Origin of the sequence: Hoeflea sp. AS16, assembly GCF_038900095.1 — a bacterium.
In the GTDB taxonomy this organism is placed as follows: Bacteria; Pseudomonadota; Alphaproteobacteria; order Rhizobiales; family Rhizobiaceae; genus Hoeflea.
The window spans coordinates 222,233-244,291 of sequence record NZ_JBBMQQ010000005.1; the positions used below are offsets into that span (position 1 = coordinate 222,233).

The following is a 22,059-nucleotide window of genomic DNA, read 5'->3' on the forward strand; positions in this document are numbered from 1 at the left end:
GCGATGACACCCATTCTCGAACTCAAGAATGTTTCCAAGGAATTTCACGGCGTCGCCGCGCTTCGCGGGGTCGACTTCACGCTGATGCCGGGTGAAGTGCATTCGCTGCTCGGTGAAAACGGAGCCGGCAAGTCGACGCTGACGAAAATCATGGCCGGCGTCCACGAGGCCAGTGGCGGCGAGGTGCTGTTTGATGGCCAGTCGCGCCAATTCGGCAGCCCGGCAGAAGCGCTGAGCAATGGCATCGCCATGGTCTTCCAGGAAACCAGCCTGGTGCCGTCGCTGACGGTGGCGCAGAACATCTATCTCGGCAACGAGAAATTTCTCAACCGGCTGCGCGGCATCTACATCGCCGCCCAGCAGTTTCTGCAGTCGCTCAGCTTTGGTGTCGATCCGACGATGTATGTTTCGCAGCTGGGTGCGGCCCAGAAGCAGATGGTCGAGATCGCTCGCGCCGTGCACCACAAGGCCCGTGTCATTATCTTTGACGAGCCGACAGCGACGCTGACGCCTGAAGAGAAGCACCATTTCTTCGCGCTGATCGAACGCCTGAAGAAGGATGGTGTATCGATCATCTTCATCAGTCATGCGCTTGAAGAGGCGCTGGCGATTTCCGACCGCATCACCATCCTGCGCGACGGTGAGCATGTCGTCACCGACGATGCCAGCAATTTCGATCGTGACAAGATCATTGCCGCGATGGTTGGCCGCTCGCTGTCGGAGGAACTCTACAGCCGCGAGAAATCGCGCACTGTGCGTCCCTATGGCCGCAAGGTGCTGTCGGTGCAGAACCTGTCGATGGGCAAGATGGTGCGCAACACCTCGTTCTCGGTTTATGGCGGCCAGATTACCGGTATTTTCGGGCTGATCGGCTCGGGCCGGACGGAAACGGCCAAGATCATATCGGGCGTCATCAAGCGCGATTTCTTCCATGGCGGCGAAGTCCGGCTTGAAGGCAAATCCGTGCGCTACCGGGTGCCGCGCCCGGCGGTCAAGGACGGGGTGGTCTATGTGACCGAAGACCGCAAGATCGAGGGCTTTTTCGAAACCAAGTCGATCGCCGAAAACATCTACATGAATCTGTTGTCGGCTGACCTGAACAAGCACGCCGTGATCAGTCATTCCGAGATGATGGATTTGGCCAGGCAGTGGACCAGCAAACTCAACGTCAAGGCCATTGACGCCAATGCGCGGGTTATCGAATTGTCGGGCGGCAACCAGCAGAAAGTGGTGATCGCCAGATCACTGGTGCAGATGCCCAAGCTGATCATTTTCGATGAGCCGACACGCGGCGTCGATGTCGGCGCCATTGCTGAACTGCATCACGTTATCAATGAATTGGCTGATGCCGGCTTGGCGGTTGTGGTGATCTCGTCCTATCTTCCCGAGATCCTCAATCTGGCCGACCGTATTCTGGTCTCGCGCCAGGGGCGGATCGTCGAGGAATTCTCGGTGGAGGAGGCGACGGAGGAGAAGATCATGTACGCCGCCGTGCATTGATGCGACCAGGGATGCGACAGTTGAGACAGGAGCGATCATGAAAATCAGAGCGGCAGTACTTGAGGAAATCGGACGCGAAGGCCCTTATGCCAAAACGCGGCCATTGCGGGTTCAGGACGTCGACCTCGAAGGTCCCGGCCCAGGTGAAGTGCTCATCAAGATGGTGGCGGCCGGTCTGTGCCACTCAGATCTTTCCGTGATCAACGGCGACCGTCCGCGCCCCGTACCGATGGCGCTTGGACACGAGGCATCCGGCATAGTCGAAGAGGTCGGGCCGTATGTCGATGATCTTGCTGTCGGCGATCACGTTGTCTGTGTCTTTGTGCCGAGTTGCGGCCATTGCGCGCCATGCGCCCAGGGACGTCCCGCACTTTGCGAGCCGGGCGCTCTACACAATGGTGTTGGCGACCTGATGAGCGGCGCCTTCCGGCTGCGCAGCCATGGACAGCCGGTGCATCACCATTGCGGTGTTTCCTCGTTTGCCGAATACGCCACCGTGTCACGCAATTCACTGGTCAAGATCGATCGCGAGGTGCCGCTGCATATCGCTGCGTTGATGGGCTGCGCGGTGCTAACCGGTGCAGGCGCTGTCTTTAACGGCGGTGATGTAAAACCGGGTGGAACGACTGCGGTGATCGGTCTCGGCGGTGTCGGACTGGCTGCGGTGCTCGGCGCAGTTGCCGCGGGGGCTGAAACGGTCGTGGCCGTTGATATGTTCCAGCAGAAGCTCGATCTTGCGCTTGAACTCGGCGCCACGCACGCCTTCCGGGCCGATGATCCCGATGTCGTCGCCAAGGTTCGCGACGCGACCAATGGTGGCGTGGAAACCGCGCTGGAATTTGCCGGTTCGGTCAAGGCACTGGAATTCAGCTATGCGATCACCCGCCGTGGCGGAACGACTGTGACCGCCGGCCTGCCCAATCCGGCCGCGGTGCTGACATTGCCTGCCGTGTCGCTGGTCGCCGAAGAGCGAACGCTGAAGGGCTCTTATCTTGGCTCAGGTGTGCCCTCACGCGACATCCCGCGGTTTCTCGGGCTTTACAAGCGCGGCAAGCTGCCGGTCGACAAGCTGCTGACCCACCGCATTGCGCTTGACGATATCAACGAGGGCTTTGACAGGCTGGCGAGTGGTGAGGCCATCCGGCAGATCGTCGACTTCGTCTAGACTGAACGGCTTTGGAGATGCGACCGATGGCAAGGCCACCGGCGCTTCGCGACATCAATTTCAAGGGGAATGGATATGGCCAGAATTGAAGGCATCAAGGATTACCGCTGTTTTATCGACGGTGGCTGGGTCGCAGCTGAATCCGGCGATGTGTTCGAATCGACAGACCCCTTCACTGCGAAGCAATGGGCCAATATGCCCAAATGCGATGCCCGCGATGTCGACAAGGCTGTGGGTGCTGCGCGTGCGGCGTTCGAGAGCGGCGAATGGTCCAAGATCAATGCCACCCAGCGCGGGCATCTGCTGCGCCGGCTCGGCGACCTGATCGCCCGCGATGCCGATCACCTGGCGGCGGTCGAGGTGCAGGACAACGGCAAGCTCTATGCCGAGATGCGCGGCCAGGTCGGCTACATCCCGCAATGGTTCTACTATTTCGGCGGCATGGCCGACAAGGTCGAGGGCGCGGTGATGCCGATCGACAAGCCCGACATGTTCACCTACACGCGGCATGAGCCGATCGGCGTGGTGGCGGCGATCACGCCGTGGAACTCGCCGTTATTGCTGCTGGCCTGGAAGATGGCGCCGGCGCTGGCCGCTGGCTGCACCATGGTCATCAAGCCATCGGAGTTCACCTCCGCCTCGACGCTCGAACTGATGCGGCTGATCGAGGAAGCGGGCTTCCCGAAAGGCGTGGTCAATGTCGTGACCGGTTTTGGCCAGGATGTAGGCGAGGCATTGTCGACCCATCCCGGCATCGACAAGATTGCGTTCACCGGCGGTGAAGTTTCAGGCCGCAAGATCGCCGAAAAATCGGCCGGGAATTTCAAGCGGCTGACGCTGGAACTGGGGGGCAAGTCCGCCCAGCTGGTCTTCGCCGACGCCGATATCGACAATGCGGTCAAAGGTGTAGTCTCCGGCATCTTCGCCGCCACCGGCCAGACCTGCATCGCCGGCTCGCGGCTGCTCGTGCATGACAGCATCCACGACGAGTTCCTCGAAAAATTCCTCGCTCTTGCCGCCACCGCGCGGATGGGTGACCCGATGGACATGTCGACCCAGGTCGGCCCGGTCACCACGCAGCCGCAATACAACCGCATCCTGTCGATGATCGAGATGGCCAAGGGCGAGGGCGCGTCCTGCGTCATGGGCGGCAAACCAGCCGAGCGCCCCGAATGCGGCGATGGCTGGTTCATCGAGCCGACGGTTTTTGCCGGCGTGCGCAATGAGATGCAGATCGCCCAGCAGGAAGTCTTCGGCCCGCTGCTCTCGGTCATCCGCTTCACCGACGATGACGAGGCCTATGCCATCGCCAATGATACGCCCTATGGCCTCGCAGCCGGTGTTTGGACAACCGACATGGCGCGGGCTTTCACCGCAGCGCAAAAGCTCCGGGCAGGCACGATCTGGACCAACACCTATCGCGCCGTCAGCTACATGATGCCGTTTGGCGGTTTCAAGAATTCGGGCCAGGGCCGTGAAAGCGGACAGGACGCGATCTATGATTATCTCGAGACAAAGAGCGTCTGGATGGCCTTCAACAAGGATGTCCCCAACCCGTTCATCATGCTCTGAGCGAGTTACACGGAAGGCGTGCCGGTTATCAGAGGCTTTCGGAAGATTGGACAAGGCATGGGCGCAATCGCAAGCGCCCATACGACCCCGATGCAGGCGGGGTTCCCAAGTCAATTGCCTGTAACCTGAGACCAAACCCGCAGCGGTGCCTCCGCAGTCCCCATGCAGCCATGCCGGTGAGCGCGGATGCGGGTAGTGGTGGTTCCTGTCAGTGTGCCTCGTCTTCAGGAGAGCCGTCGACAAACTGTGTGGATTCGACAGGCTGTGGGGAATTGCAGATTGACGGAGGTCAATCTGGTGGGCTGCATCGGCGCGTAGTGTCCCTTTGAGGCAAAAAGGGACTTCAGGCTATGAGACACGACCCGAACATTGTCGACCAATATCCCGCAGGTTGCACGGACCTGATAAAAGCGATCCCTGCCGCCACCCCGATAATCAGCGAATTGCTTAATGAGGCACCGGGAAATGGTGCATTATCGGGCCAGACCGAGGAACTGATTGCGTTTGTGATCGCTATTACCGCGCGCTATGACGATCATATGGTTTATCGATCGCAGGTGGCTATCAAGCCTGAACTCAGCCGACCCGAAGCAATCGAGATCATTGACGTCGAGTTTTTTATCGAAGGTGGTCCTTTGATGCTGTGCGACGTTGAAATTGCCGGCATCGATGACACATTTGGCAGCATGAGGCAGTGGAACCTGGCTGCCCGGGTCTGGATGTGTTTTGAAATCAGGAACCCCATCGAGTTGTGATTATGGACAAGCAAAAGCAGACACAGTTCAACTGGACCTTCTGGATCATCGCAGCGCTGCTGTGGATGGGCCTGCAGGTCTGGATTGGGGCGCGCAGTGTCGAAACCCTGCAATACAGCGAGTTTCTGACCCATCTCGACAATGGCGATATTGCGGAACTGACCGTAACCGAGACGATGGTTCAGGGACGCTTCAAGCAAGCCATCGACGGCAAGCAGTATTTCGTGGCCCATCGTGTCGATCCTGACCTGGCCAACACGCTGGAGGAGAAGAATGTCGTCTTCACCGGTGGCTCGGATCAGAACTGGCTGACAAACCTGATTTCCTGGGTGGCGCCCGTCCTGCTGTTCTTCGGGATCTGGATGCTTCTGATGCGCCGCATGTCCGGGGGTGGGCAGGGCTTGGGTGGCTTGGTGAACATCGGCAAGTCCAAGGCGAAAGTCTATCTGGAGAAGAAGACCGGCGTCACTTTCGATGATGTCGCCGGCGTTGATGAAGCCAAGGGCGAGTTGCAGGAGATCGTTTCCTTCCTCAAGGACAAGGACAAGTACGGCCGCCTCGGCGCGCATATTCCCAAGGGGATACTCCTGGTCGGCCCGCCCGGCACCGGCAAGACGCTGCTCGCGCGTGCCGTCGCCGGCGAGGCGGGCGTGCCGTTCTTCTCGATTTCAGGCTCCGAATTTGTGGAGATGTTTGTGGGTGTCGGCGCGGCCCGTGTGCGCGATCTTTTCGAGCAGGCCCGCAAGGCTTCGCCATGCATCATCTTCATAGACGAACTCGATGCCCTTGGTCGCGCCCGCTCGGGCATATCGGGCTATGGCGGCGGAGACGAAAAAGAACAGACCTTGAACCAGCTTCTGTCCGAACTTGATGGTTTCGATCCAAGAGTCGGCATCGTGCTGCTGGCCGCAACCAACCGTCCCGAGGTTCTCGACGCGGCATTGTTGCGGGCCGGCAGGTTTGACCGCCAGATTGTCGTTGACCGACCGGAGCGCAAGGGGCGCGCGGCCATTCTCAAGGTCCATGTGAAAGGCGTCAATCTTTCCGACGATGTCGATCTGGACCAGGTTGCGGCGATCACCACCGGTTTTACCGGTGCCGACCTCGCCAACCTGGTCAACGAAGCCGCCATTGTTGCCACACGGCGTGACGGCGAAAAGGTGACCATGGCCGATTTTACCGCGGCGGTGGAACGCATTGTGGCCGGTGTCGAACGCAAATCCCGGGTGCTGGGTGACGCGGAGCGGGCGCGTGTCGCGCATCACGAGATGGGCCATGCACTTGCCGCCGCCAATGTTGCTCATGCCGATCCGGTGCACAAGGTGTCGATCATTCCGCGCTCGATCGGGGCGCTGGGCTACACGATGCAGCGCCCCACCGAAGACCGGTTCCTGATCACATTTTCCGAGTTGAAGGACCGCATGGTGGTCCTGATGGCGGGCCGTGCCGCCGAGGACCTGGTTTTCAAGGAGATCTCAACCGGCGCGTCCGATGATCTGGCCAAGGCTACGGATATCGCGCGGGAATGCGTCACCCGCTTCGGCATGACCTCCGCGGTCGGCCAGGCCGTTCTGGAGGACAAGCGCGGCCAGTATCTGGATCAGAATGCCTTCGGCATGGCGGCCAGGGACTACTCTGAAGAGACCGCACGCGAAGTTGATCTCGCCGTCCGCCAGTTGATGGAAGATGCCTATCAGCAGGCCAAGACGATTCTGACCGCCCATATGTCCGACCTGAAGGCCGGCGCCGCCTTGTTGCTGGAGAAGGAAACAGTCACCCCTGAAGAATTTCCGCCGATATCCCGCGCAAACAACGCCAGAACCGAGCAGGGCGCCTCGGAGTCGTCTGCATCGTAAAGACCGATGCAGACGGCATGTAATCACGGACAGGGGTGCCCCTCCCGGGTTGGGTCCGCGCGTTGGAAACAGGCAGGATTTGGTGATCAGGGGGCATTGGCGCCCGTCGCGTCAGGCACTCTAATCGGGCTCCCCTGCCGAATCTCACAGTAGCAGTTTAGCCAAACCTGGTGATCGTGAACCCGGCCGGCGCAGCGGAATGGCGTCCGGGACGAAGCGCGCGGTTCTGCCTGCCTCGCTCAAGCTGGAACCGTCTGACAGCCTCCTTGCAAAAAGCACATTGCCGAACCCGCGGCTGCAAGCCGGTCGGCATTCATGCCCCTCCCTCCCTGCCCATCCCGCCCTTTTATCCAGCGCGACCAGACCATCCAACGCACCACCATTCCCCTGACCGCCTCTGTTTGAGGCGTGCATTTTCCCAAACAGACCGGCTGCCCGATTCAAAGATCGAGGCTCTGTAAGAAGTCACGAGTCAGCAGGTCATTATACCAGTCGACATGATGATTATTGTGCCTGATGGTAAAGGCGAGTTTGGCTTTGTTCGAAAAGAATCCTTGGGAGGGGAGACAAATGAATTATGGAAAAATCGCAGCCGGATTGATTGCAAGCGCCGGCCTGGTTGCAGGCGCAGCACAGGCGGAAGACCTGACCGTCTGGACGCTCAACTATTCGTCAGAAGCGCAGGTCGCTGCCCTTGATGCCGCCGAGGCCAGGTTCGAGGAAACCCATCCGGGCGTGAATGTCGATATCGTCAAGCGCGGCACCGACGAGCACAAGACCGCGCTGCGCGTCGTAGCCGGGTCTGACACCGGACCGGATGTCTATTTCATGTGGGCGGGTCTCGGACTTGGCGGCGAATACGTCAAAGCCGGGTTGAGCCGCGATCTGACCGATTATTATGCGAAATACGGCTGGAAGGATCGCGTCTCCACGCCGTCGCTGGCCTTCGTCGAAGCCTTCGGCCCGGGCATGAACGGCGCACCCTACCGCTTCACCGGCGAGGCCATCTATTACAACAAGGGGCTCTACGAGAAGGCCGGCATCACCGAGGAGCCGAAGACCTATGACGAGCTTGTGGCAGCGGCCAAGAAACTGAAGGAAGCCGGCATTCCGGCCTTCACCTTCGGCGGCACGGTCAACTGGCATGTCATGCGGCTGATGGACGTCCTGCTGGAAACCACCTGCGGCGTCGAAACACATGACGCGTTGACCGGCATGGAAGTAGACTGGAGCACCACACCCTGCGCCGCCGATGCGTTCAAGGAGCTGAAAATGTGGTCCACGGACTACATTCTGGCGCCGTTCATGGGCATCGACAACCGGCAGTCAACCAACCTGTTTCTTACCAACCGGGCAGCCATGATGCTCGAAGGCGACTGGCAGGTGAACGTCATCAAGGAAGGCGCAAAACTCGAAGACTTTGCTGTCTATCCGTTCCCCACCGGCACCGACCGTCTCTATGGTTTCGCCGAATATCTCTATATCTCGACCAAGTCGAAGAACCCTGACTTGGCTGCCGAATTCCTCGACATGTTTAGCTCGACCGAGTTCCAGGACCAGATCAAGGGCGCCTTCGGTGCGCTGTCGGTCAACAAGTCGGTGGAACTCGGCGACGATGTGCCGGAGCTGTACAAGACGTGGAAGGATATCTTCGCCAACGCCAAGGGCACCTTCGTCAATGGCGACCAGGCGTTCCCGCTCGATGTGACCACCGAGTACTTCCGCATCATCAACGAAGTCGCGTCCGGCAACATGGAGCCGCAGGCAGCTGCAGATGCCATGCAGGCGTTCATCAGCAAGCGCTCGTGATTGCGTAATCGAAGCCCGCGGCAGTGATGCTGCGGGCCCTTTTCGGGGGCAGCTTGCGCATGGCGCAGGCGCCCCGGGCTGCGGGCTGACATCATGTTCAATTCTGCCAATCTGCATTCTCCGCGTACCCAGGCGCTGCTCCTGCTCGCGCCCGCGCTGGGGGCCTACACGATCTTCGCGGTCTGGCCGATGATCGAGGTGGTGATCCTGAGTTTCCAGCGATGGAACGGTCTGACCGCTGATCGCGCCTGGGCCGGGCTGGACAATTACCGGTACATATTCACCGACGACCCGGTCTACTGGGTCGCCTTCAACAACACCCTGATCTGGACGGTCATGTCGGTGATCTTCCCGCCCATGGTCGGGTTGCTGCTGGCACTGGGTCTGAACGAGAAACTGTTCGCCCGCGGCACAATGCGCGCCATCTACTATCTGCCCGTCATCATTGCCCCGATCGCCGTCGCGACGATGTGGCGCTGGATGTACGATCCGTTCTTCGGGCTCTTCAACCAGGTGATGACCGATTTCGGCCTGCAGTCACTGATTCAGGACTGGCTCGGCGACCGAGATGTCGCGCTCTATTCGATGTTCGTGGCCTTCACATGGCAAAATGTCGGTTTCTCCATGGTGCTGTTCCTGGCAGGGTTGCAGAGTGTCGACCGGTCGCTGGTCGAGGCCGCGCGCATCGACGGTGCCAGCCGCTGGCAGGTGTTCCGCCATGTCACCCTGCCGGCGTTGCAGGTGACGATGACGATCGTGATCGTGCTGTCGACGATCTCGTCGCTGAAGGCTTTCGACATTGTCTACGGCATGACCGGTGGCGGTCCGGCGCAGTCGACACAAATGCTGGCGATGTGGGCCTTCACCCAGTCGATGCAGATCTTCGATTTCGGCCGCGGCTCGGCGATATCGGTGACGTTGCTGCTGATCACGCTCGCCGTGGTCGTCCCCTACCTGCGCTGGTCGCAGAAGCGCGAGGAGGCCGCCCGGTGACAACAGTGTCGATGGTCCAGCTTGAAGAAGAAATCGTTCGCCCGCGCCGCGATCCCTTGCTGATCGCGCTTTGGGTGGCGCTGTTTGCCGTCGCTCTGATCTGGATCGCGCCCTTTGTCTTCATCTCCTTCACGGCTCTGAAGACCGGCAACGAGATCATGACAACCAACGCCTTCGCGCCGCCACGCGTCGTCGCCTGGGACAACTTTTCCGGAGCCTGGGTCAAGGGCAATTTCTCGACCACCTTCTTCAACAGCGTCATCATCACCGTGATCAAGGTGCCGTTGGGGCTGATGTTCTCGGCCATGGCTGCCTACGCGCTGGCGCGCATCAGGCTGCGCTGGAACAAGCTGCTTCTGGTCTTCGTCCTTTTTGGCGCTATGATCCCGTTCCAGGTCATGCTGGCGCCGCTGTTCACGCTGGTGAATTCGCTCGGCCTGATCGACACCTATATCGGCATCATCCTGCCTTACCTGGCCTTTGGCGTTCCCTATCAGGTCTTCATCCTGCACGGCTTCTTCAAGGCGGTGCCGAAGGAGTTGAGCGAGGCCGCGCTGATCGACGGCGCCTCGCATTTCACCACGTTCCGGCGGATTTTCCTGCCGATTTCCCTGCCTGTTCTGGCGGCGTTGCTGATCCTCGATTTCGTCGCCACCTGGAACGAGTTCGCCATGGCGCTGGTGCTGCTGCAGGACAAGAACATGTGGACCCTGCCGCTGGGACTGATGTCGTTCCAGGGGCAGTTTTCCAACAATTACGGGCAGTTGAACGCGGCGATCGTGATGACGGTCCTGCCCGCCGTGATCGTTTACCTGATCTTCCAGCGTTACTTCGTCTCGGGTCTTACGTCCGGGGCGGTCAAGGGCTGATCGACCATTCACAACCATGCAGAAAGAAAGCCATATCATGACCAATCCAACCATTCCGCTCTGGGACATTTTCGAGTTTTCCGCCCAAGGGCCTTCGAATGGCAATCCCTTTGTCGATGTTGCCTTTGAGGCCGAATTCCGCTTCGGCAACCGCCGGGTCAAGGTTCCGGGTTTCTACGATGGCGAGGGCACCTACCGTCTCCGCTTCAGCCCCGACACCGAGGGAGAATGGCGTTTCCGGACCGCGTCGAACGTCAGCGAGCTCGACGGGCTCGAAGGCGGTCTGACCGCCGCACCGGCCCGATCCGGCGTTCACGGCCCGGTGCGGGTGCGCAACCAGTTCCATTTCGCCTATGCCGATGGCACTGCCTACAAGCCTTTCGGCACCACCTGCTACGCCTGGACGCATCAGCCGATAGCGATGCAGGACGAGACGCTGGAAACGATGGCGAAGTCGGGCTTCAACAAGATCCGCATGGGCGTGTTTCCCAAACACTATCCCTACAACACCAATCCTGCGCTGCATCCGGTCTACGAGAAAACCGGGGATGGCGAAGCCGACATGGATTTCGATCGTCCCAATCCGGAAGCCTTCCGCCATTTCGAAACCCAGATCGGCAAGCTGGCCGAGATGGGCATCGAGGCGGACATCATCCTGTTTCACCCCTATGACCGCTGGGGCTATGCCGACATGACGCCGGAGCAGGATTGCCGGTTCCTGAAATATCTTGCCGCCCGGATCTCGGCCTATCGCAATGTCTGGTGGTCGCTGGCCAATGAGTATGACTTCCTGATGGACACCAAGCCGATGGAGCTGTGGCACAAGTTCTGCCATGTGCTGGAAGAGAACGATCACCTCCAGCACCTGACGTCGATCCACAACGGCGACCCGGCCAAGAACTACAACCACCGTCTGCCATGGATCACCCATGTCTGCATCCAGCACTGGGACGTCAAGCAGACCCCGCTCTGGCGCGAGGCCTACGGCAAGCCGGTCATCAATGACGAGCCGGAATATGAGGGCGACCTTTATCAGAGCTGGGGCAGCATCACCGCCGAGGAACTGGTGCACCGGTTCTGGATCACCACCATACGCGGCGGCTACGCCGGTCACGGCGAGACCTACAGCGATCCGGACGACCTGATCTGGTGGGCCAAGGGCGGCAAGCTGCACGGGGAATCCTGGAAGCGGCTCAAGTGGCTGCGTGAACTTCTGGACGAGGATGTCGAGCACGGGCTCACGCCGATTGGCACCTATTACGGTTATCCCTGGAGCCGGATTTCCGGCGGCATCGATGGCGTGAATGGTGTTCGCTACATCTATTTCGGCGAGCATCAGCCAATTCGCTGGTCGAGCGGTTTGCCGACCGACGGCGGTGAGTACGATGTCGACCTGATCGACACCTGGAACATGACAATCGAGCCTGCCAAGATTGTCGAGGCCCATGTCGTCCCCACCACCCGGCACGGCACGCTGATCCGCGGCGGCAAGGCTGACGCCGATTTCGCCGTTGAACTTCCGGGCCGGCCGCGGCTGGCGCTGCGCGTCCGTCCCCGGCAAAAGTAGGAACGCGGCCATGGCGACGGTTGAAATTTCAGGTGGCCGCAAATCCTACGGTGCTCTCGAGGTCATCCATGGCGTCGACCTGGCCATCAGGGATGGCGAGTTCGTCATCCTTGTCGGCCCCTCGGGTTGCAGAAAATCAACGCTCCTGCGGATGATCGCCGGGCTTGAGGACATCAGCGGCGGCACGATTTCGATCGGGGGCAGGGTGGTCAACGCCCTGACCCCGAAAGAGCGCAACATCGCCATGGTGTTCCAGAACTACGCGCTCTATCCGCACATGACTGTGGCGCAGAACCTCGGCTTCTCGCTGGAGATTTCCGGCATGTCCAAGCCGGATATCCGCACCAGGGTGGAAAGCACGGCGGAAATCCTGGGTCTCACGCCGCTGCTGGCCCGCAAGCCGTCACAATTGTCAGGTGGGCAGCGCCAGCGCGTCGCCATGGGCCGGGCCATCGTGCGCGATCCGGATGTGTTCCTGTTTGACGAGCCGCTGTCCAATCTCGATGCAAATCTGCGGGTGCAAATGCGGGCTGAAATCAAGGCGCTGCACCAGCGGCTTGGCTCGACAATCGTCTATGTCACCCACGACCAGATCGAGGCAATGACAATGGCGGACCGGATTGTCGTGCTGCGCAGCGGCGTGGTCGAGCAGGTGGGCACGCCGATGGATCTTTATGACAATCCGGCGAACATGTTCGTCGCCGGCTTTCTGGGCTCTCCGGCGATGAACTTCATCACCGGCAAGCTGGCGGCAGATGGAAGTCCTGTCCTGACGCTCGACAATGGCAGCGAAGTCAGGCTGCACACGTCTCCGCAAGGCCGTGGCGGCGAACCGGTGGTCCTGGGCATCAGGCCCCAGGACATTTCGGTCGATCCGGTGGGCGGCACGCCCGCAACCGTCAAGGTGATCGAACCGACGGGGGCCGACACCCATGTTCTGGCCGATCTGTCCGGTGCAAATTTCACCAGCGTGCTGCCGGCGCGTTTCGACAAGGCGGTTGGCGAAGAGGTCCGGCTGTCCTTCGCAACGCCCAATGTTCACTTCTTCGATCCTGTGAGCGAAGCCCGGATCCTGTGAAGCCTGACACAAGCCAGATACAAGCGAGATACAAGCGAGACTGTGATGAGCAACGATACAGACGCGGTTGCGCGCGTTCGACTGCACAAGGATGGACCGGAGATTTCCGGCGTGGTCTGGGGATCGATGCGGATGCAGTCGCAGTTCGCGACCTCAACCGAACTGGCCGGGCATCTCGACTTGCTTCGCGGGCGTGGTGTGACAACGCTCGATACGGCAAGCGTCTATGGCCATCCCGATCCGTTCTCGCTCGAGGAAGCCCTCGGCGAGGCGCTTGCAAAGGCCGGGCGCAACAAGTTCGAGATCGTGACCAAATGCGGGATCCAGCGAATTTCCAGGTTGCGGCCTGAAAACCGGGTGCGCCATTTCGATTTCAGCGCCAGAGAGATCAGGCGCTCGACCGAGCGTTCGCTCACCAAGCTCGGCATCGACGTGATTGACCTGATGCTGCTGCATCGCCCGGACTATCTGATGGACCCCGACGAGACCGCCGGTGCCCTCGACGATCTGGTGTCCGAGGGCAAGATCCGCCATGTCGGCGTTTCCAATTTGTCGGTCTCTCGCGTCGAGTTGGTCGCATCGCGCTTGAAGGCGCCGGTGGTGACCAACCAGATCGAGTTCTCGCCTCTGCATCTGTCCCCGGTTTCAGACGGCACATTGGATCACGCCATCCGGGAAGGCTATCGCCCGATGATCTGGTCACCGGTCGGCGGCGGCCGGTTGTTCAAGGGCGAGGACGAGCAGACCGTGGGGCTTCGCACCCTGCTCGCCGGGATAGCTGCCGATTACGGTCTCCCCAGTGCGGCGGAAGCCGCAATTGCCTTTATCGCGCGCCACCCCGCAGGTGGTGTGCCGATCGTGGGGTCAGGCAAGCGGGACCGCATCGAAGGCGCTATCAAGGCGGCAAACACCGTGCTTGATCGTCAGGATTGGTACGACATCGTCGCCAGGACCAATCCCTCGCTGTTCCTGTAGGACGGCTCAAACCCAAGCTCTGGAATTGTGACGAAACCGTCGGTCTGGTTGTGGCATTGCCATGAACTGCGGCGGTATCCGGCATTCCAGTCCCCAGCGTCACTGCCGGTCCGCAAGCCGTTTTCCCTTCATCCGTCGTTCGTCGAGCAAGGCCGGACTCTGATTCCAAACGGCGGGAATTGGCCGTGGCGGGTCACCATGAACCGGTGTCTGCGTGGACAGCGTTGAAATTCGCATGAGCAAATTATTTCTGGCCGTCCGATCGATATGTTTGCGTGAAACCCTCAGTTTGTCCGAGTAAATCAATGTTTTTGCTTGTTATTCATGGGTGAGGCGTTGAGGGGGCCGGTTGGTGCGAAGAGATGATGCTCAGGCAAATGTTGCAAAAATCAAACTTGACTATTCAAATTTTCATGCCGATAGTCCAGGCATGACAAACGCAGAGCCAACTGTTTCCCAACCTCTTTACCGCGTGCTTGCCGAAGCGCTTCGCGAGGCGGTCGTCGCCGGTGAGTATCCGCCGGGTGGTCAGCTTCCGACCGAGGCAGAGCTTGCAAAACGGTTCGGGATGAGCCGGGGCACGGTGGTCAAGGCGATCGATACGCTTGTGGCCGAAGGCATCGTCATCAAGCGGCAGGGGGCAGGCAGCTTTGTCGCGCTTCCCGCTTTGCACCGGCGGTCTTCGCGGCTGATGTCCTTTACCGAAACCGTACAGGCGCAGGGTCACATCGCGTCGCAGAAGGTTCTGTCCTATGCGCGTGCCGACACCGATGCGGCCCGCGCCTATGGCGTGCACGAGCCGTCGATGCTTCTGGTTCGCCTGCGTCTTGTTGACGGGGTGGCCGCAACAATTCACCGCTCCTTCATTCCCGAGCGGGTTCTTGAGCAGTTGTCGGCGGAAAAACTGGGCCAGTTGCTGAAAGGCGAGGCCTCGCTGTACGCGGCATTCGAGGATGCAGGGATTGCCATTGGCCGCGGCTCCGAACATGTCTCCGCGCGGCTCGCCACGACGGAAGAGGCCGAGACGCTGGGCGTCCCGCTGCCCGCCGCGCTGATGGTGGTGATCCGGCAGAGCTACGACCCGCGCGGCCGCCTGATCGAGGCTGCCGAGGCCGTCTATCACGCCGACTACTACACCTATGATCTGGAACTGGTGCGCGGCACGGCCCACGAGGTGCCGCACCGGCTTCACGTTGCGCTCGACAATACAAAACAAAATAACCAACAGGAGAACTAAAATGACACTCAGGAAGCTACTTGCAGGGGTCGCGCTGTCCCTTTTCGCTGTGCCCGGCTTTGCCGCCGATGCACCCGTTGCGATGATTGTTGCGCAGGGCGGCCTGGGTGACGGCTCGTGGAATGACACGGCCAATGCCGGTTTTACCGCCGCGATCAAGGAAACCGGTCTTGAAGGCCGGGCCATCGAATCCAACGATGTGGTGGCGCAGGGCGAGGAAATCATGCGCCGCGCCGCGGATTCGAATTTCGGCCTGGTGCTGAGCCTCGAATATGCCCACGGCGAGCCGATGGAGGCGCTGGCCGCGGACTACCCGGACACATTCTGGGCCATCTTCAACCAGGTCCGGAAAGGCGACAACATCGCTTCGGTTCTGTTCGGTGAGCACCAGGGATCCTATCTCGCCGGTGTTCTGGCCGCGAAAATGACCACGACCGAGGGCGTGGAAGGGATCAACCCCGAGGCAATTCTCGGCGTGATTCCGGCGGTAAAGAGCCCAGGCATCGACAAGTTCGTTGTCGGCTTCATTCAGGGCGCGAAGTCGGTGAACCCCGATATCGAGGTCAAGGTCGGCTACTCCGAGAGCTTTGGTGATCCGACCAAAGGGGAGCAGATGGCCAATGCCATGTTCGAAAGCGGTGCGGACATCATCTATCACGTCGCAGGCGGCACCGGACTGGGCGTGATCGCTGCAGCCGAGTCCAGCGGACATTATGCCATCGGTGTGGATACCAACCAGGACGGCCTTGCGCCGGGCCATGTGCTGACCTCGATGGTCAAGCGTGTGGACGTCGCAACCGAGCAGCTGATCAAGGACTATGCGGCCGACAAGTTCCCCGGTGGCGATACGCTGGTGTTCGGTCTGCCCGAGAACGGCGTTGGCCTGACCGACATGGAATTCACCAAGGACATCATTCCGGCTGAATATCTTGAAGCTGTCGAAGCTGCCAAGGCCGGGATCATTGCCGGTGACATCAAGGTCTGGGACGTATCCTCCCAGGGGTATCCGGACTTCTACAACTAACCGGGCTGGCTTCCCCGGCGAAACCATTTGCAAAATGCGGCGGGCTGTTTTCGGCCCGCCGCAGCAACCTTCTATTGCTGTGAGCATGCCATGACGACGATCGCGCTCGGCGCCACCGAAATATGGAAAAGCTACGGATCGGTTCAGGCGAACCGGGGGATTTCGCTTTCCGTAAGTCCCGGTGAAATCCATGCCATCGTCGGAGAAAACGGGGCCGGAAAATCGACGCTGATGCGGGTGCTGCAGGGCATCGATCGTCCCGACAGCGGTCATGTTACCGTGATGGACCGCGACGTCACCTTCACAGGTCCCGGTGATGCACTGGCTGAAGGCATCGGCATGGTGCACCAGGAGTTCATGCTCGCGCCCGACCTGAGCCTTCTGGAAAACCTGGTTCTCGGAGATGAACCGGTAAGCTGGGGGCGGGGTGCCTTCGCCCGGATCGACTGGCAGGTTGCCGAGGCTCAGGGCCGGGAACTGGCCAAGCGCATCGGGATCGAGGTTGACTGGCACCGCCGCGCGGGCACTGCGCCGGTCCATATTCAACAGTTCGTGGAAATCATCCGGCTGCTGCGCCGGGGCACGAGAATTCTCATTCTCGATGAGCCAACAGCGGTATTGGCGCCTCAGCAGGTGAACGAGCTTTTCGACCTGCTGCGCCGGATCCGCGAGGACGGAACCGCAATTCTCTTTATCAGTCACAAGATCGGCGAGGTCACGGCGCTGGCCGACCGGGTAACCGTCATCCGCCAGGGCGAAGTCGCCTTTTCTGCCGCCGTTTCAGAGACCGACGGTGAAGAGATCGCATCGCATATTGTCGACGGCGCCAACCCGGTCAGCGGCGAAGTAAAGCGCGGGACGCCCGGCTCGCTGGTTCTGAACGTAACGAATCTTTCAGCGGAAGCCGTCGAAAAGTCACATCCGCTGCACGACATTTCTCTTGCCGTTCATGCAGGCGAGATCGTCGGGCTTGCCGGTGTCGCCGGTAACGGCCAGGTGGAGCTGATGGAAGTGCTTTGCGGCCTTCGCCGTGCAACGGGCCGGGTAGAGCTGGCGGGCACGGACCTGTCGGGGCTCGATGCCGACCTTCGCCGGGCCGCCGGGATCGGATACATCAGTGCCGACCGGCGCCATGAGGGCCTCGCCATTGAAGCCTCGATCGAGGAAAACACCATTGCCGGGTCGCACCGTGCCCGGCCGATTTCCAATGGAACCTGGGTAGACCGCGGGGCGATGAAGGATGTCGCGCTGGAACGGTTGAAGCGGCTCTCGGTCAAATATGGCGTGCTGCGTGACCCGGTCGGCAGCCTGTCGGGCGGCAACCAGCAACGCGTGGTCTTTGCCCGCGAGATTGCAGGCGCGCCACAGCTTCTCCTGGTCTCGCAACCAACCCGGGGAGTGGACCTGAACGGCATCGCCGCGATCCACGGCATCCTGCGGGATTTCCGCGATGCCGGCGGTGCGGTGCTTCTTGTTTCCGAAGAACTCGACGAATTGCAGATGCTGTCCGACCGCATCGTGGTGATGGCTCAGGGCCGGATCGTGGGAGAGCTGGACGCGGATGCTGACCGACGTGACATCGGACGGCTCATGGTAATGGAAGGGGCGGGCGCATGAGGGACTGGCTTGACCGGGGACTGGGATTTGCCGTGCCGTTGCTGATCGCGCTGCTGGTCAGCGCGGTTGTGCTGTTGCTCATCGGTGAGAACCCCCTCGACACGTTCTCGCTGATGCTGACCGAGGGCTTCGGCTCGCCGCGGCGTTTCGCATCAACCCTTTCGGCGGCAACACCGCTTTTGTTTACCGCTGTCGGCACAGCGATCTGCTTCAGGGCCGGCGTGTTCAATGTCGGTGTCGACGGGGCATTTCTCATCGGCGGTCTCGCAGCCGTGGTTGCAGGTTTCAGCCTGCCGGCAGGGTTCGGCTGGGCGCTGGCACCTGCCTGCATGGTGATCGCAGCCATCTTCGGCGCGGCATGGCTCTTTGTTCCGGGCTGGTTGCTGGCAAAGCTGGAGGTCGACGAGGTGGTGTCGACCCTGATGCTCAACTTCATTGCTGTTGCGATCACCGGATACCTTGTCAACGGGCCATTCCTTTCAGCCCAGTCGGGTAACAATGTGACCCCTCCTGTTCATGAGGCGGCGGAATTGTCGCGGCTGATGCCTCCGGCAACACTTCACAGCGGCTTCCTGCTCGCGCTGGCGGTTCTGGTTGCCTATGCATTGTGGGCACGGCGGACACCCACGGGTCTCGAAGGCGCCTGGGTCGGGCTCAATCGCCGGTTCTCGCGCGTTGTCGGGGTCTCGGTCCAGCGCACCATCATCCTCGCCATGGTGCTGTCCGGCATAGTCGGCGGCCTGGGCGGGGCTGCGCATGGGCTGGGCCAGTTGCACCGCTTCACCGACGGCTTTTCCGCAGGCTATGGCTTCACCGGCATGGCAGTGGCCCTTCTGGCCCGCAACACGCCGGTGGGTATGTTGATCGGGGCCATTCTGTTCGGTGCGCTCGCCTCGGCGGGCACCACGATCCAGCTCTTCTCCAATATCCCGCTCGACCTCGTCAACATCATTCAGGGCATCGTGATGATCTTTGCGGTCATCGAACTGGGCCGCATCACCATCCTTCGGAGGGCGAAAGCATGATCGAACAGGTTCTGGCCGCAGGCGTCGTCCTCACCACCCCGATCCTGCTCGCCGCTATCGGCGGGCTGGTCAACCGGCAGGCAGGCATCGTCAATATCGCGCTCGAAGGCAAGATGCTGGTCGGGGCCTTTGTCGCGGTGGTGATCTCCGCCGCCACCGGAAGCTGGCTCGTCGCCACACTCGCGGCCGCGCTGGTCAGCATGGTGATCGGCTGGGGCTTCTCGCTGACCATCACCCGGCTGGGCGCGAACATGATCACCGCCGGGCTGGGCCTGAATGTGCTCGCCGCCGGCGCGATCGGCTTCCTGATGAGTTATGTCTATGGCTCGTCGGGCACCCTGCGCCTGCCCGACGTTGCCCTTCTGCCGCATGTGTTCCCGCAATCCATCGAAACTGTTCCGGTGGTTGGGCAGATGCTTGCCAACCTCGATCCGCTGACGATTTTCGCGGTGTTGTCGATTGCCGTCCTTCCCTTCATGCTCGGAGCCACCCGCTTTGGCCTGTGGATCAGGGCGACCGGAAACGCCTCGCCGGTTGTGCTCTCGGTCGGGCTGAAGCCGAAACTGCTGCAGGAAGCATCGACGGCATTTGCCGGCTTCTTTGCCGGCCTTGCAGGCGCGCAGCTGGCACTGGCTTCCATCGGCATCTTCAATGAGGGCCTGACTGCCGGGCGCGGCTTTATCGCCCTTGCCGCTTTCTACTTCGGACGCGACCGGCCCTGGCAAACCGCCGCCGCCTGTCTGCTTTTCGGCCTGCTCGATGCAGCGCAGATCCGGATGCAGACCGTGGGTCTGCCGCCCCGGCTGATCGGCGCACTGCCTTATCTCATGGTGCTTGTCGCACTGGTCATCACACAAGTTCGCAGCCTCAGGAGAGCGCAATGACAAAGACCGCACTGATCGTGGTGGATATGCAGAATTCGTTTCTGCATCCTGATGGCGAAAACTACTATCCCGCTGCTCCGGAGGTCATTGAGCCTGTCCGGGCTCTGATCGCGGCGGCAGAAACTGGTGGCTCGATCATCGTGCATGTCTGTGATCGCCACCGTGACGGATTTGCCGATTTCGAGCAGCCGCGGCTTCCGGTCCATTGCGTGGAAGGCGGTTTCAATGCCGCGTTTTTCGAGGGATTTGGACCCCAGGGCCGTGCCAGGGAAATCCTGATCACCAAGCGGCGCTATTCGGCTTTCTTTGCCACCGAGCTGGCACTCTTCCTCAATGAACAGGGCATCGGGTGCGTGGTGATCTGCGGGGTCAAGACCAATGTCTGCGTTCGCGCCACCGCAACCGATGCTTTCGCCAACGGCTTTGAAGTGAATGTGGTCGGCCCGGCAACCAACACCAACCGGCCCAATCTGGGTGAAGCCTCGCTTGAGGACATCGACCGTTACATCGGCAAGGTTGTCGATCTGGAAACCGGAAAAGGCCTGCTCGCATGAGCCGACTTGTCGTTACCGGATATGCCAGCCTCGATTATGCGGTCGGCCTCGACGGACAGGCTATGGGCGATACCACCACGCTGATTGCCGCGCGTGACCCCGAAGCGTGGCCGCGCGCCGGCGGTTGCCCGACTTACATTTCGGGTGCTGCCGTCCGTGCCGGTCAGCAGGCCACGCCGGTCATGTGGGTTGGAAGGGGAGCCGAGGGCGAGGGGTTTGTCGCCAGGCTTGAGGCCCAGGGCATCGGCACCGGGGGGATCGGCGTCTGCGACAGTCCGCGCTCGCCCACGGCACTTCTGGTCTACCAGTCGGACGGATCCTGCATGTGCCTTTACGACCCGGCACTGGGCCGGTCCGAAGTTCTGACCGAAACCCAGAAGAGCCTGATCGCCGGAGCGACGCATCTGTGCATATCCGTCGGCCCGCCGCAGCTGATGGATGAAATCGTGGCGCTCTGCCCCGCGGAGGCCCGGCTCTACTGGGCGGTGAAGAACGACCCGGATGCGTTTCCGCCGCTGCTTCGCACCAGGCTGTCGGCACGGGCGGACGTGATTTTCCACTCCGCCCCCGAGCGCCCGCTGATTGGCGAATCCGCGGCAGTGCTGGTGGAAACACGCGGTAGCGATTGTGTTGTTGTCAGCAAAGCAGGCCAAATCCGCGAGATACCGGTGGCCGCGATCGAGATCGCCGATACCACCGGCGCGGGCGACAGTTTTGCCGGCGGATACATCGCCGCGGAAATGGCCGGGGCTGACCCGGAAAGCGCTGCAAGCGCGGGAATAAAAGCAGCGGCCGCGCTACTGGCGGACCGTAAGAGGAGACATTTGCAATGAAACGAGCTTGGTATTCAGGCCACAGCGCAGAAGAGTTGGGCGACAGCGCAATTCTGGTTGGCGATCCCGACCGGGTCGACCGGATTGGCGCGCTTCTGGGCGACCCCGTTTTCCTGCCGGTCAAGCGAGGTCTGAAGACCGTGACCGGGACCTGGAATGGCAAACGGGTCAGCGTCGCAGCCTTCGGCATGGGCGCACCCATTGCGACCATCGTTCTGCACGAGTTTGCCGATCTCGGCATCAAGCGCTTTGTCCGGATCGGAACGGCAATGTATTTTCCGCCAGCCACCGGCGGCGAGTTTCTTGTCTCCGATGCCGCCATTGGTTTCGACGGAACCTCACCCGCCTATGGTGTTCCCACCGGCCAGAAGGTGGCCGCGGACCCGGCAATGGTTGAAGCACTGGCCGGGGCCGCGACGGCTGCCGGCGAGACATCGCACCGGGGGCTTTATGCCACCTATGACGCTTTCTACCGTGACATGTTCGGGATCGACGCAAAGGGCGAGGCCCGCGCCAGCGCCATGCGCGCAGACATGAACAGCCGCGGTGTCATGGCGCTGGACATGGAGACGGCAGCACTTCTGGCCGCCGGCCAGGACCTTGGCCTCGCCGTCGCAACACTTTGCTATGGCACGGTCGATGCCCTGAGCCAGGAAAAGCTCGGCGCACAAGCCCTCGACAATGGCGAGACACAACTCTTCCGGATCGCTCTCGACGCGATCACAGGCTGAACCGACAAAAAGGAC

Annotated in this window: 19 protein-coding genes; all 19 read left to right on the forward strand. The window is 61.0% G+C overall.

All coding sequences use genetic code 11. The annotated features are described in order from the left end of the window. The first annotated feature begins 3 nt into the window (after positions 1-3). The 19 genes from WNY80_RS14970 to WNY80_RS15060 all read left to right on the forward strand — a co-directional run bounded on the left by WNY80_RS14970 (position 4) and on the right by WNY80_RS15060 (position 22,044). Complete coding sequence (locus WNY80_RS14970) at positions 4-1,500, forward strand: sugar ABC transporter ATP-binding protein (RefSeq protein ID WP_342888191.1); 1,497 nt, start codon at positions 4-6, stop codon at positions 1,498-1,500. Positions 1,501-1,537: 37 nt separating this feature from the next. Beyond that, entirely contained in the window at positions 1,538-2,665 is a 1,128-nt protein-coding gene (locus tag WNY80_RS14975; protein ID WP_342888192.1) for a zinc-dependent alcohol dehydrogenase family protein, read from the forward strand. A 93-nt stretch (positions 2,666-2,758) separates the two neighbouring features. After that, on the forward strand, positions 2,759-4,237 hold the full coding sequence (locus tag WNY80_RS14980) for an aldehyde dehydrogenase (protein WP_342888234.1): 1,479 nt from the start codon (positions 2,759-2,761) through the stop codon (positions 4,235-4,237). Between the two features lie 350 nt (positions 4,238-4,587). Beyond that, positions 4,588-4,992 carry a hypothetical protein gene (locus WNY80_RS14985; protein ID WP_342888193.1) on the forward strand — a complete coding sequence of 135 codons (405 nt, stop codon included), beginning with the start codon at positions 4,588-4,590 and terminating at the stop codon, positions 4,990-4,992. A 2-nt stretch (positions 4,993-4,994) separates the two neighbouring features. Next, entirely contained in the window at positions 4,995-6,848 is a 1,854-nt protein-coding gene (ftsH, locus tag WNY80_RS14990) for an ATP-dependent zinc metalloprotease FtsH (RefSeq protein WP_342888194.1), read from the forward strand. A 570-nt stretch (positions 6,849-7,418) separates the two neighbouring features. Next, entirely contained in the window at positions 7,419-8,657 is a 1,239-nt protein-coding gene (locus tag WNY80_RS14995; RefSeq protein WP_342888195.1) for an extracellular solute-binding protein, read from the forward strand. Positions 8,658-8,750: 93 nt separating this feature from the next. Then, a complete protein-coding gene (locus WNY80_RS15000) occupies positions 8,751-9,650 on the forward strand; it encodes a sugar ABC transporter permease (RefSeq protein WP_342888196.1) in 900 nt (299 codons plus the stop codon). 11 nt (positions 9,651-9,661) lie between these two features. Beyond that, on the forward strand, positions 9,662-10,519 hold the full coding sequence (locus tag WNY80_RS15005) for a carbohydrate ABC transporter permease (RefSeq protein ID WP_342888235.1): 858 nt from the start codon (positions 9,662-9,664) through the stop codon (positions 10,517-10,519). A 37-nt stretch (positions 10,520-10,556) separates the two neighbouring features. After that, positions 10,557-12,086 carry a DUF5060 domain-containing protein gene (locus WNY80_RS15010; protein WP_342888197.1) on the forward strand — a complete coding sequence of 510 codons (1,530 nt, stop codon included), beginning with the start codon at positions 10,557-10,559 and terminating at the stop codon, positions 12,084-12,086. 10 nt (positions 12,087-12,096) lie between these two features. Continuing rightward, positions 12,097-13,164, forward strand: coding sequence for a sn-glycerol-3-phosphate ABC transporter ATP-binding protein UgpC (gene ugpC / locus WNY80_RS15015; RefSeq protein ID WP_342888198.1), 1,068 nt, complete (start codon positions 12,097-12,099; stop codon positions 13,162-13,164). A gap of 45 nt (positions 13,165-13,209) precedes the next feature. Then, positions 13,210-14,139: an aldo/keto reductase gene (locus WNY80_RS15020; RefSeq protein WP_342888199.1), complete on the forward strand. Its 930-nt coding sequence runs from the start codon at positions 13,210-13,212 to the stop codon at positions 14,137-14,139. Positions 14,140-14,569: 430 nt separating this feature from the next. Then, positions 14,570-15,376 carry a GntR family transcriptional regulator gene (locus WNY80_RS15025; protein WP_342888200.1) on the forward strand — a complete coding sequence of 269 codons (807 nt, stop codon included), beginning with the start codon at positions 14,570-14,572 and terminating at the stop codon, positions 15,374-15,376. 1 nt (position 15,377) lies between these two features. Then, positions 15,378-16,400 carry a BMP family protein gene (locus WNY80_RS15030; protein ID WP_342888201.1) on the forward strand — a complete coding sequence of 341 codons (1,023 nt, stop codon included), beginning with the start codon at positions 15,378-15,380 and terminating at the stop codon, positions 16,398-16,400. 90 nt (positions 16,401-16,490) lie between these two features. Next, a complete protein-coding gene (locus WNY80_RS15035; RefSeq protein WP_342888202.1) occupies positions 16,491-18,017 on the forward strand; it encodes an ABC transporter ATP-binding protein in 1,527 nt (508 codons plus the stop codon). After that, the gene (locus WNY80_RS15040) at positions 18,014-19,042 is read left to right on the forward strand and encodes an ABC transporter permease (protein WP_342888203.1); all 1,029 of its coding nucleotides are present in this window, start codon (positions 18,014-18,016) and stop codon (positions 19,040-19,042) included. The genes WNY80_RS15035 and WNY80_RS15040 overlap by 4 nt, the downstream gene beginning before the upstream one ends. Then, positions 19,039-19,926, forward strand: coding sequence for an ABC transporter permease (locus WNY80_RS15045; protein WP_342888204.1), 888 nt, complete (start codon positions 19,039-19,041; stop codon positions 19,924-19,926). Before WNY80_RS15040 ends, WNY80_RS15045 begins: the two co-directional genes overlap by 4 nt. Further along, positions 19,923-20,480 carry an isochorismatase family cysteine hydrolase gene (locus tag WNY80_RS15050; protein WP_342888205.1) on the forward strand — a complete coding sequence of 186 codons (558 nt, stop codon included), beginning with the start codon at positions 19,923-19,925 and terminating at the stop codon, positions 20,478-20,480. The genes WNY80_RS15045 and WNY80_RS15050 overlap by 4 nt, the downstream gene beginning before the upstream one ends. After that, entirely contained in the window at positions 20,477-21,313 is an 837-nt protein-coding gene (locus tag WNY80_RS15055) for a carbohydrate kinase family protein (RefSeq protein WP_342888206.1), read from the forward strand. The genes WNY80_RS15050 and WNY80_RS15055 overlap by 4 nt, the downstream gene beginning before the upstream one ends. Further along, the gene (locus tag WNY80_RS15060; RefSeq protein WP_342888207.1) at positions 21,310-22,044 is read left to right on the forward strand and encodes a uridine phosphorylase; all 735 of its coding nucleotides are present in this window, start codon (positions 21,310-21,312) and stop codon (positions 22,042-22,044) included. Before WNY80_RS15055 ends, WNY80_RS15060 begins: the two co-directional genes overlap by 4 nt. Positions 22,045-22,059: the final 15 nt, after the last annotated feature.

What these genes read in the sequence shown, in the direction of transcription:
- WNY80_RS14970 (WP_342888191.1), top strand. Translation starts at nt 4, where the DNA reads ATGACACCCATTCTCGAACTCAAGAATGTTTCCAAGGAATTTCACGGC.
- WNY80_RS14975 (WP_342888192.1), top strand. Translation starts at nt 1,538, where the DNA reads ATGAAAATCAGAGCGGCAGTACTTGAGGAAATCGGACGCGAAGGCCCT.
- WNY80_RS14985 (WP_342888193.1), top strand. Translation starts at nt 4,588, where the DNA reads ATGAGACACGACCCGAACATTGTCGACCAATATCCCGCAGGTTGCACG.
- ftsH (WP_342888194.1), top strand. Translation starts at nt 4,995, where the DNA reads ATGGACAAGCAAAAGCAGACACAGTTCAACTGGACCTTCTGGATCATC.
- WNY80_RS14995 (WP_342888195.1), top strand. Translation starts at nt 7,419, where the DNA reads ATGAATTATGGAAAAATCGCAGCCGGATTGATTGCAAGCGCCGGCCTG.
- WNY80_RS15000 (WP_342888196.1), top strand. Translation starts at nt 8,751, where the DNA reads ATGTTCAATTCTGCCAATCTGCATTCTCCGCGTACCCAGGCGCTGCTC.
- WNY80_RS15005 (WP_342888235.1), top strand. Translation starts at nt 9,662, where the DNA reads ATGGTCCAGCTTGAAGAAGAAATCGTTCGCCCGCGCCGCGATCCCTTG.
- WNY80_RS15010 (WP_342888197.1), top strand. Translation starts at nt 10,557, where the DNA reads ATGACCAATCCAACCATTCCGCTCTGGGACATTTTCGAGTTTTCCGCC.
- ugpC (WP_342888198.1), top strand. Translation starts at nt 12,097, where the DNA reads ATGGCGACGGTTGAAATTTCAGGTGGCCGCAAATCCTACGGTGCTCTC.
- WNY80_RS15020 (WP_342888199.1), top strand. Translation starts at nt 13,210, where the DNA reads ATGAGCAACGATACAGACGCGGTTGCGCGCGTTCGACTGCACAAGGAT.
- WNY80_RS15025 (WP_342888200.1), top strand. Translation starts at nt 14,570, where the DNA reads ATGACAAACGCAGAGCCAACTGTTTCCCAACCTCTTTACCGCGTGCTT.
- WNY80_RS15030 (WP_342888201.1), top strand. Translation starts at nt 15,378, where the DNA reads ATGACACTCAGGAAGCTACTTGCAGGGGTCGCGCTGTCCCTTTTCGCT.
- WNY80_RS15035 (WP_342888202.1), top strand. Translation starts at nt 16,491, where the DNA reads ATGACGACGATCGCGCTCGGCGCCACCGAAATATGGAAAAGCTACGGA.
- WNY80_RS15040 (WP_342888203.1), top strand. Translation starts at nt 18,014, where the DNA reads ATGAGGGACTGGCTTGACCGGGGACTGGGATTTGCCGTGCCGTTGCTG.
- WNY80_RS15045 (WP_342888204.1), top strand. Translation starts at nt 19,039, where the DNA reads ATGATCGAACAGGTTCTGGCCGCAGGCGTCGTCCTCACCACCCCGATC.
- WNY80_RS15050 (WP_342888205.1), top strand. Translation starts at nt 19,923, where the DNA reads ATGACAAAGACCGCACTGATCGTGGTGGATATGCAGAATTCGTTTCTG.
- WNY80_RS15055 (WP_342888206.1), top strand. Translation starts at nt 20,477, where the DNA reads ATGAGCCGACTTGTCGTTACCGGATATGCCAGCCTCGATTATGCGGTC.
- WNY80_RS15060 (WP_342888207.1), top strand. Translation starts at nt 21,310, where the DNA reads ATGAAACGAGCTTGGTATTCAGGCCACAGCGCAGAAGAGTTGGGCGAC.